Origin of the sequence: uncultured Pseudacidovorax sp. (assembly GCF_913773995.1) — a bacterium.
Classification (GTDB): domain Bacteria; phylum Pseudomonadota; class Gammaproteobacteria; order Burkholderiales; family Burkholderiaceae_C; genus Xenophilus.
Genome location: NZ_CAJYES010000002.1, coordinates 1 through 10,092, shown reverse-complemented (window position 1 = coordinate 10,092; position 10,092 = coordinate 1). Strand labels below are relative to the sequence as shown.

The window sequence follows — 10,092 nt, the reverse complement described above, 5'->3', positions numbered from 1 at the left end:
AGCATTTGGCCGGCGAGCCGCTGTTCGACCGCCTGGCCGGCGGCCTGCGGCCGACCAGCCGAGGGGCCTGGGTGGCCCACCATGCGGCCCTCGCACTGCGGGAGATGCAGGCGCTGGTGGAGGATGCCGCCGCCGCGCGAGGACGGCGGCTGGGCCGGCTGGCCATCGGCACCCTGCCCTACTCCACGGGGGCGGTGCTTTCCGCGGCCCTCCAGCAGGTCAGCGCGCGCTGGCCCGAGCTGCAGCTGTCGGTGGTGGATGGCACCTACGACGCCCTGCGCGGCAGCCTGCAGCAGGCACAGATCGACATCATGGTGGGTGCTCTGCGGCCGCAAGTGCCGACCGACCTGCGCCAGGTCCACCTGTTCCATGACCCGCTCGCATTGCTCGTGCGGGCCGGCCACCCGCTGCTGGCACGACGGCGGCTGCGGCTGGCCGACCTGGGCCGTGCCCAATGGGTGCTGCCGATGTCGGGCTCGCCGGCCTGGGAGGCACTGGTCCGCAGCTTCGCGGCCCATGATCTGCCCGCGCCCGTGGGTGTGCACATCAACAGCCCGGCGCTCATCGCCAGGCTGCTCCAGCAGAGCGACCGGCTCGCGGTGGCACCGCCGAGTCAATGGCACGGCGAGCTGCAGGCCGGCCTGCTGTCGACGCTCCCGCTGGCGCTGCCGCATCCGCCGCGCGCCATCGGCTACACGGTGCGCGCCGGCTTCGCGCCGACGCCGGCGCTGGCGGCGTTCCAGGAAGCTTTGACCTCGGCCGCAGCCCCGAGAGGGTGACAGGCAGAACGCATCGAAAACCGTGCGCATGCATGGTGATGTGCTGCGCCGTGGGGCATCCTGCGAAGTGCGGGCACGAGCCCGGACCGACAAGGAGACGACATGATCGAAGAACGCAGTGTGCGTGGGGTGCCGCCGTCGGCGGCGGGCCGGCGACGGGTGGTGGCGGCCGCCCTGGCCGCCTTTGCGTTGCCGACGCTGCCCGTCCTCGCACGGGCGCAATCCAGCGCGAAGGGGCCGGTGCGCGTCATCGTGCCGCATCCGCCGGGCGGGCCCGCGGACCAGATCGCGCGGATCACGGCCCAGGGGCTGCAGCAGGCGCTCGGCACGCCGTTCCTGGTGGACAACCGGCCGGGCGGCGGCGGCATGCTCGGCGCCCAAGCGGTGGCCCAGGCCCGGCCCGACGGCCAGACGCTGCTGGTCAATGCCTCGGTGCATGTCACCTACCCGGCGCTGTTCAAGCAGGTGGCCTTCGACGTGATCGAGGACTTCGCGCCGATCACCCAGCTCACCCGGGTGCCGATGCTGCTGCTGGTGAATCCGCAACTGCCTGTGCGCGACGTGCAGGGCCTCATCGCCTATGCCAAGACGCATCCGGGTGCCCTGTCCTTCGGCTCCTCCGGCAACGCGGGCGCGGCCCATCTTGCCGGCGAGCTGCTCAAGCAATTGGCGGGCGTGGACATGGTGCATGTGCCCTACCGTGGCGCCGCGCCGGCCCAGACCGACCTCATCGGCGGGCAGATCCAGGTGATGTTCGATTCGGCGTCGTCGTCGATGCAGCAGGTGCGCGCGGGCCGGTTGCGGGCACTGGCCGTGACCTCGCAGGCCCGCATGGCGATGCTTCCGGATCTGCCGACGATGGTCGAGTCCGGCCTGCCGGGCTATGTGCTGACCAACTGGTATGGCCTGTGGGCACCCAGGGGCACGCCCGCCGCCATGGTGCACGAGCTGCAGGCGGCCACGGCCCGTGCGCTGCACACGCCCGAGGTCGAGGCGCAGATCCGCCTGACCGGCGCGGAGGTGGTGGCCAGCACGCCGGAAGAATTCGCCCGCTTCGTCGTGGCGGAGAAGGCGCTCTGGGCGCAGATCGTCCTCAAGTCGGGAGCCAAGCTTGACTGATGCGCCCACCACCCCGTCGCAGCCGTCCCGTCCCTTGCTGCTGCTGATCCCGGGCCTGCTGTGCGATGAAGCCGTCTGGGAGGCCCAGGTGCAGGCCCTGGCACCGATCGCCGACTGCATCGTCGCCCGGCACGGCGCGGCCGACACCATCGACGACATGGCCCGGCAGGCGATCGCGATGCTGCCGGCCGGGCAGGCCTTCAGCGTGGCCGGCCACAGCATGGGCGGCCGCTGTGCGCTGGAGATCTGGCGGCAGGCGCCCCACCGCGTGCAGCGGCTTGCGCTGCTGGACACCGGCTACCAGGCGCGCCCCGCCGGCGCGACCGGCGAGGCCGAGGCCGCCCAGCGCATGGCGCTGCTGGCGCTCGCCCGGGCGGACGGCATGCGCGCCATGGGCCACCAATGGGCCCGGGGCATGGTGCATCCGGCGCGATGGGAGTCGCCGGTGTTCGCGCGGATCCTGGACATGATCGAGCGCTTCACGCCCGCCCAGTTCGCGGCGCAGATCCATGCCCTGCTCCATCGTCCCGACGCCACGGACCTGCTGGCCGCGATCACGGTGCCGACGCTGCTGCTGTGCGGCCGCGAGGACGGCTGGAGTCCGCTGGCGCGTCATGAGGAGATGCAACGGCACATCCCGGCTGCGCGCCTGGCGGCGATCGAGGACTGCGGCCACATGAGCACCATGGAGCAGCCGGAGGCGGTGACGCGGGCGCTGCTGGAGTGGCTGTCCGTGGATGTCCACGCCTGACGGCGACACCGGCCCGCGCCGCTGAACTCTGGTCCTCGCGCGCCGGTCAGCGTGTGGTCGATGACGCCTCGGCGCCGGTAGTTGCCGGAACGGCAGTGCACCGATCGCCCGCTGCCGCATGCTCATGCGGCAGCACCAGACCCCAGCGCATCGACACCATGCGCGAACTGCCCGGCGCCCACGGCAGCTCGATCCGGCCCTGGCAATCCGTCTGCGCCAGCCGCGTCTCCAGGGTGGGCCACTCTGACTGGAAGGGCTGCGTGTCGAGGATGACGACCATGCCGCCGCCGCGCTCCAGTGCGCCGGGCTCGATCCAGGGCGAGGTGCGTTCCTCGCCGTCGATCCACAGCTGCACCTGTGGTCCCATCTTCAGCGCGACGGCGCCCGCAAACCAGGTGTCGCCCACCAGCATGGGCAAGGGGCGGTCGGGCACGCGGGCATGCCAGACGGCCTGCAGCCGCTCGGCGATCTGCTGCGAGGGCAGGCTGCCGCGGGTGATGTGGCCGCGCCGCGCCTCGGCGCCACCTTCGGCCCAGGCGCCGCCGACGGCCGCCACCGCATGGAACAGGGCGGCCGCGCCCAGCACCACGGCCCAACGGCCGCGGCGCCATCGCTCCGCCTCCAGACCCGGCACGACCATCGTCAGCCACAGGGACAGGGGCAGGAAGAAGGTGGTGAACCAGTGGCCATGCGCCTTGATGCCCAGCAGGGTGATGGCGGCCAGCACCAGCACCACCGGCCCGAAGGCCGCCCAGGCCAGGAAGCGCCGGTCCGCGGCCTGGATCGCCGCGGTCGGCTGGGGCCTGGTCGGCACCGGTGGCGTGGCGGTCCGCGGCCGCAGCACGAAGGCGAGCGCGACCACCACCAGCATCGGCAGCAGCCGCCCGATCTGCATGCCCAGCTGCTGCCGCAGCTGCAGCGTCCGGTGGGGTCGGTGTCCACGGGCCTCCATCGATGCGGCGGCATAGCCCAGCGTCTGGTCGGTGTGGGTCAGGGCCCAGTACAGGTGGGGCGCCAGCAGCACCAGCGCCACGATCGTCGCCAGGCCCAGGCCGCGCCAGATGCGCGGCTCGCGCCAGCGACCGGCCTGCATCAGCAGCAGCGCGCCGACGGCGAACTGGACGACGGCGCTGTACTTGGTCAGCAGCGACAGGGCGGCGAACAGGCCCAGCGCGATCCAGTGGCGCGGCTGGGCATCGGCCCGGCACAGGGTGCGCCACAGCATCCACCAGTAGCCGGCCAGGGGCAGCAGCTGCACCGTGTTGTGGTTGAAGATGGTGGTGCGCTGCAGGTGATAGGCCACCAGCGAGGCCAGCACCACGGCCAGCAGCGCGCGTTGCGGCGGCATGCATTCGCGCGCCCAGCGCCACAGCAGATAGAGGGCGCCCGCCCCGCAGCCCACACCCGCCACATAGGTCAGCCAGGGATCAGGTCCCGCCAGGCGCACCAGCACCGCCATGATCCAGGTTGGCAGGGGCGGGTGCTTGTAGTAGCCCCACTGGAAGCGCTGGGCCCAGAACAGCTCTTCCACGTTGTCCCACGGGGGCGACTGGTAGGCCAGCACCGGCGGCAGCGCCCAGACCAGCACGAGGGCCAACAGCACGAGCGGCACCGCGCCGCGCGGCAGCTGCGCAGGCAATGCGGGTGCGGCGGGCGACGCGGATCCGCGGGGCGGGGAGAGTTCGAACGACAACATGGGCGGCGGTTTGTACGACGTTCCGCCTCACCAGCGTCTGACGAGCCCGGAGCATGTAGGGCCATTCGGACGGGCGGTAGGCCTCGCGCATACTGGCGCGCCCTCCAGCCTGCCGCCCCGTCCCTGCCCTCTTCATGCGATCGCTGCGCCTGCAACTTGCCGTTTTCTGGGCGCTGCTCATCGCCGTCTGCCTGCTGCTCGGAGTGGTGCTCCTGGGCCTGTACCGCCTGAGCCCCGCCATGCAGATGAAGGTGGGCCGCGCCCGGGTCGAGCAGGCCTGCGAGCAGCTGGCCCAGCGCTACGCCCAGTCGGCCCCGCCCGCGCCCGTGCTGCAGACCGACCTCGCGCGCGTGCTGCTGCAGCTCGTGCTGACCGAGGCGCCCTATGTGGAAGGCGGCGTGTGGAGCCGGGATGGCGGCATGCTGGGCTATGCCTATCCCACCTACGAGGGCGCCGGCGTGAAGACCGACGTGCCGCCCGCGGAGCGTCCGCTGCTCGAACAGCTGGCGCGCCAGGCAGTGGACACCGGCCGCGCCCAGACCCAGCAGGTGCGCGGCAGCCGCGAGCTGCTGATCGTGGCCGCCTGCCCCTTGAACGTGGGTGGCGCCTCGGCCTGGACCATGACGCGCACGCAGCTGGGCGCGGTGGCGGCCGAAGGCGGCTTGCGCGCCGGCGTGGCGGCGCTGGTGGCGGCCATCGTCTTCTCTGGGCTCTGGCTGGGTTGGCTTCTCTACCGCGGCCAGGCGCGGCTGCGGCGGCTCGAAGGCGCCCTGGCCGCGGCGCCCGCCGATGCCATGCCGCGGCTGCCGCGCACCGGCCTGGACGAGCTGGACCGCATCGTCGCCAGCTACAACGGCTTCGCCGGCCGCTTCGAGGAAGCCCGCGCCGCCGCGCGTGAGGCGCAGGCCCAACGCAGCCGCGACATGCGCCTGGCGGCCCTGGGCCGCATGAGCTCGGCCGTGGCCCATGAGATCCGCAACCCTATCGCCGCCATGCGCCTGAAGGCGGAGAACGCGCTGGCCGGCGACCCGGCGGCGCAGGGCCGTGCGCTGCAGACGATCGTGGGCCAGATCGACCGTCTCGATGCGGTCGTGCAGAGCCTGCTGGCGCTGGTGCAGCCGCTGGATCTCAAACCGCGCGCGGTCGACCGGCCCGCCTGGCTGGACGAGCGCCTGGTCGCCGCCAGCGCGGGCGCCAGCTCCCGCCAGGTGCGGCTGGTGCTGACCGAGGGCGCACCCGAGCGCGCCGTGTTCGATCCCATGCACCTGGCCCGAGCCGTGGACAACCTGCTGGACAACGCCGTGCGCCACGCCCGCAGCCCCGGCGGCCAAGTGCAGCTCGCCGCCCGCCATGAAGCCGACCGCGGCCAGCTCGTCCTGACCGTCAGCGACGACGGCGAGGGCGTGCCGGAAGCGCTGCGCGCCCGCCTCTTCGAACCCTTCGGCACCGGCCGTGCGGACGGCACCGGCCTGGGCCTGGCGCTGTCTCGCGAGGTGGCCTTCGCCCATGGCGGCGAGCTGCGCCACGAGCCCGGCGCGCCCGGCGCCCGCTTCATCCTGGAGATGCCATGGCAGACCTGCTGATCGTCGACGACGACGCGGCCTTCGCCGATTCGCTGCGCGAGACGCTCGAAAGCCTGGGCCACACGGTGCAGACCGCGTCCAGTGGCGAGGAAGGCCTGGCCCTGCTGGGCGCGCGCCGCGTGGACCTGGTCTTCCTGGACCACCGCATGCCCGGCATGGACGGCCTGCAGACCCTGGCCGCCATGAATGCGCGGCTGGCGCGCCGCCCGCCGGTGATCGTGCTCACCGCCCATGCGGGCAGTGCCGGCACCATCGAGGCCATGCGCCTGGGCGCCTTCGACCACCTGGCCAAGCCTGTCGGTCGCGATGCCGTGATCGACGCCGTGCGCCGCGCGCTGGCCGCGGCCACGCCGGCCTCGGCTGCGCCGGCGCCTCAGCCGGTCGCGGAGGACGGCGAGCTGATCGGCGTCAGCGAGGCCATGCGCGAGGTGCACAAGCGCATCGGCCTGGCGGCGGGCAGCCGAGCGCCGGTGCTGGTCATCGGCGAGACGGGCACCGGCAAGGAACTGGTGGCGCGCGCCCTGCATCGCCATTCGGACCGCGCCGATGGGCCCTTCGTCGCCGTCAACTGCGCCGCCATCCCGAAGGACCTGTTGGAGAGCGAGCTCTTCGGCCACGTCAAGGGCGCCTTCACCGGCGCGGTGGCGGAGCGCGCCGGCTGCTTCAAGGCGGCCAATGGCGGCGTGCTGCTGCTCGACGAGATCGGCGACATGGCCCTGGAGGTGCAGGCCAAGCTGCTGCGCGTGCTGCAGGAAGGTGAGGTCACGCCCGTGGGCAGCCACCGCGTGCAGAAGGTGGACGTGCGCGTGGTGGCGGCCACCCACCGCGACCTGGCCCAGGCCGTGCGCGACGGCCGCTTCCGCGAAGACCTGCGCTACCGGCTCGACGTGCTGCCCATCCGCCTGCCGCCGCTGCGCGAACGGCTGGCGGACATCGTGCCGCTGGCCGAGCATTTCCTGCGGCTGGCGGCCACGCCGGGCCCGGCCAAGCGGCTGTCGGCCGAGGCGGCCCGCGCCCTGCTGGCCTACGACTGGCCCGGCAACGTGCGCGAGCTGCGCAACGCCATGGAGCGCTGCCACGCCTTGCAGCGCGGCGCCGTGATCGCGCAGGTGGACCTGCCCGCCAGCGGCGCACGCGCGGATCACGCGGCGGATGCCGCGGGCCTGTCGCCCGACTGGTACGACGCAACCCTGCCCGCGGCGGTGGAGCGTCTGGAGAGGCTGCTGCTGCAGCATGCCCTGGCCGCGGCGGGCGGCAACCGGTCGATGGCGGCCCGGCAGTTGGGCATCCACCGGCAGCTGCTCTACACCAAGCTGGCGCAGTACGGCCTCGAGTGAACGCGGGCGGCTTGCGCTTGCGCGAACGCCGCACTGTCGTGTTCGCGGACAAGCCTTGTCCGCTGCGCAGCCAGACGCCGCGGCGGATGGTCGGCCAAGTCCTTGATTTGAAAGGAAGGTGGCACTGGCACGGCTTTTGGAAGAGGTCAGGTATCCGTCAACAGGAGCACGCCATGACCTTGACCCGACTTCCTTTTCGCGCCGGCCTGCTGGCCGGCCTGATCGCCGCTTCCGGCATCGCCGGTGCCCAGCCGGCGCCGCAGCCTCCCGAGCCCACCGCGCCCGTCTTTCCGATGACCGACGCCGCCCCACGGCCGATGGGCGCGCCGCGGGCGCAGGCGGCCCTGCCCGCGCCGTTGCCGGAAGCACGCCCCGGCCCCATGGCGGCCCCGCTGCCCGAACCGCGGCCCGTGCCGGTCGCCGGTCCGCTGGGCATCCCGCCCATGGCGCAGGCCAGCGTCTCCGGCACCCTGGCACGCTGGCTGATCAATCCCAACGGCGAGGCCGACGGCCTGCTGCTGCAGGACGGCACGCAGATCAGCTTTCCGCCCCACCTGTCGGCCGAGCTGACGGCGATGGTCCGCCCGGGCGAGCGCATCGACGCCACCGGATGGCGTGCGACGGAGGGCGCGCCCATCCAGGCGCAGCAGATCGGCGCGCGCGGCCGCATGGTGGTCGACCAGCCGCCGGCTCCCGGTGCGGTGCCGCCCGCACCGCGTCCGATGGGCGCCCTGGCTGCGATGAACGCCGGCGGCCGCATCGTCCGCGTGCTCGCCACCGGCCGCGGTGACGTCAACGGCGTGCTGCTGGAAGACGGCACCATCGTGCGCTTCCCGCCGCATGTGGGTCGCATGATCAGCGGCCTGCTGCAGCCGGGCGCAGCCCTGTATGCGCAGGGCTGGGGCACCCGCGGTCCGCTGGGTGCCGCGCTGGAGGCCACGCGCCTGGGCGCCTCGCCGCAGGCCCTGCAGGACGTGCTCTCCGGCAGCGTGGACGTGCCAGCGCCCCGGCCCGGCCCGCAACCCGGGCCGCAGCGCCGGCCGGTCTGAGAAGGTCTGAACGAGCCCGCCATGCCCGCTCGTTCTGCCACGCCGGATTCATTCACACCTTCTGACCTACGCCATCGAGCGACGCAGGACCCCCGCGTCGCTCCCCCCCTTTCCGTTCGCCAAGCATCAGGAGCATCCATGCCCCACCATGAAGAAATGATCGACGTCTACGCCGTCGAAGGCCAGTTCCAGCACCTCATCTACAGTCCGCGCGGCGGCTACGAGGGACTGCTGATCGACACCTACGGCATCCCCACCCAGTTCGTGTTCGACAAGCACGACGAGACCGCGGCCGATGCCTTCGCCCACCTCCGGCCCGGACAGTCCGTGACCGTGGAAGGCAGCCTGCGCCAGCCTTCCGACAAGGGCGAGGGCGACCATGTGGTCTACGACTTCCACCGCCTGAGCCATGTGGCGGGCAAGCCGGTCGAATCCGCGCACACCGAAGGCCCAGTGCGCGGGCGGGTGGTGCGCATCAACCATGCGAAGCATGGTGTGCCCAATGGCGTGGTGCTCGATTCCGGCGACTTCGTGCACCTGAAGCCCGAGGGCTTCGCCCAGGCGGGGCTGGAGGTCGGCGATGAGGTCGAGGCCGACGGCCCCTCGCGCCCGCTCGCAGGTGGGCAGGGCCGCGTGATGGAGGCCCGCACCGTCAACGGCCACGCGCTGGCGCCGCGCTGACGCGCGTTCGAGGCGCCCATGTCCAGCCTCCCGACCACGCGAACGATGCCCGGGGGACCCTCCCTGCGCATGGCGCCTTCTGCCTCCACTGCCACGGCCGGCTCGCTCACGGCCCTGGCCTGGATGGCCTTCTTCCTTGCAGATGTGCGGGATGGCCTGGGGCCCTTCCTAGCCACCTACCTGCAGAGCCAGCGGGTGGACCAGGCGCTGATCGGCGCGACCCTGACCGCCGGTGGCCTGGCCGCCGTGGTCATGACACCGCTGGCCGGTGCGTGGGTGGACCGCTCAGCCGCGAAGCGCCTGCTGCTCGGCGTCGCCGTGGTGCTGGTGCTCGTGGGCAGCGCCTTCGCCTTCACCACACGCTCGCCGGCGCTGCTGATCGCCTCGCAGGCGGTGGCCGGCGCGGCAGGGGCCCTGCTTGCCGCGGCGCTGGCTGGCCTCACGCTTGGCCTGGCCCGGCAGGAAGGGCTGCGCAGCCAGACAGGCCGCAATGAAGCCTGGAGCCATGCGGGCAACATCGTCTCGGCGCTCGGCGCCGGCGTGGTCGCCCACCTGTTCGGGGCGCCCTGGATGATGGCCGTGATGCTGGCCATGTCGGTCGGTGCGCTGCTGTGCGTGGCGGCCATCCGTTCCGGCGACATCGACCATGCGGCCGCGCGCGGCGTCGACGCGGCCCCGCATTCGGAAGGCCAGCCAATGTCGCCTGCCGTGCCGGAAGGCTTCGGCGACCTGCTGCGGCACAAGGCCTTGTGGCTTTTCGCGCTGACCTGCGCCCTCTTCCACCTGGGCAATGCCGCGATGCTGCCCTTGCTCAACCAGCGGCTGGCGGCGACCCAGCCGGATGCGGCGCCGCTGCTGTGGACCGGTGTGGCCATCGTGGTGGCACAGCTCACCATGGTGCCGGTCGCGCTGTGGGTGTCGCGCAGCCGTCGCTGGGACCTGTCGGCCTTCATCTATCTCGCGATCCTGATCCTGCCGGTGCGCGGCCTGCTGGCCTGGGCCTTCCCCAGCGTGTGGGCCAACCTGCCGGTGCAGGTGCTCGACGGCATCGCTGCGGGTGCGCTGGGCGTGGCCACGCCGCTGATGGTCGAGCGCTA

The 10,092-nt window shown here is 72.8% G+C and carries 9 protein-coding genes; 8 read left to right on the top strand and 1 reads right to left on the bottom strand.

Going from position 1 to position 10,092, the window contains the following annotated elements:
• From QZ772_RS00135 to QZ772_RS00125, 3 genes are all read left to right on the top strand, one after another.
• Positions 1-779, top strand: a 779-nt coding sequence (locus tag QZ772_RS00135; protein WP_295521718.1) for a LysR substrate-binding domain-containing protein, incomplete at its 5' end; no start/stop codon positions are given.
• 102 nt (positions 780-881) lie between these two features.
• Complete coding sequence (locus QZ772_RS00130) at positions 882-1,898, top strand: tripartite tricarboxylate transporter substrate binding protein (protein ID WP_295521716.1); 1,017 nt, start codon at positions 882-884, stop codon at positions 1,896-1,898.
• Positions 1,891-2,649, top strand: a complete 759-nt coding sequence (locus QZ772_RS00125; protein WP_295521713.1) for an alpha/beta fold hydrolase — start codon at positions 1,891-1,893, stop codon at positions 2,647-2,649. Before QZ772_RS00130 ends, QZ772_RS00125 begins: the two co-directional genes overlap by 8 nt.
• A gap of 46 nt (positions 2,650-2,695) precedes the next feature.
• Here the strand turns inward: QZ772_RS00125 and QZ772_RS00120 are convergent, their stop codons facing one another.
• Complete coding sequence (locus tag QZ772_RS00120; RefSeq protein WP_295521710.1) at positions 2,696-4,345, bottom strand: glycosyltransferase family 39 protein; 1,650 nt, start codon at positions 4,343-4,345, stop codon at positions 2,696-2,698.
• Positions 4,346-4,479: 134 nt separating this feature from the next.
• On the opposite strand from QZ772_RS00120, the gene QZ772_RS00115 reads away from it, so the two are divergent.
• The 5 genes from QZ772_RS00115 to QZ772_RS00095 form a co-directional block, all read left to right on the top strand.
• A complete protein-coding gene (locus tag QZ772_RS00115; RefSeq protein ID WP_295521707.1) occupies positions 4,480-5,928 on the top strand; it encodes a HAMP domain-containing sensor histidine kinase in 1,449 nt (482 codons plus the stop codon).
• On the top strand, positions 5,913-7,265 hold the full coding sequence (locus QZ772_RS00110) for a sigma-54 dependent transcriptional regulator (RefSeq protein ID WP_295521704.1): 1,353 nt from the start codon (positions 5,913-5,915) through the stop codon (positions 7,263-7,265). Before QZ772_RS00115 ends, QZ772_RS00110 begins: the two co-directional genes overlap by 16 nt.
• Positions 7,266-7,438: 173 nt before the next feature.
• Positions 7,439-8,314, top strand: a complete 876-nt coding sequence (locus QZ772_RS00105) for a hypothetical protein (protein WP_295521702.1) — start codon at positions 7,439-7,441, stop codon at positions 8,312-8,314.
• A 138-nt stretch (positions 8,315-8,452) separates the two neighbouring features.
• Positions 8,453-8,995, top strand: coding sequence for a hypothetical protein (locus QZ772_RS00100; protein WP_295521699.1), 543 nt, complete (start codon positions 8,453-8,455; stop codon positions 8,993-8,995).
• Between the two features lie 69 nt (positions 8,996-9,064).
• Positions 9,065-10,092: MFS transporter (locus QZ772_RS00095; RefSeq protein ID WP_295521695.1), on the top strand; the 1,028-nt coding region annotated here is incomplete at its 3' end.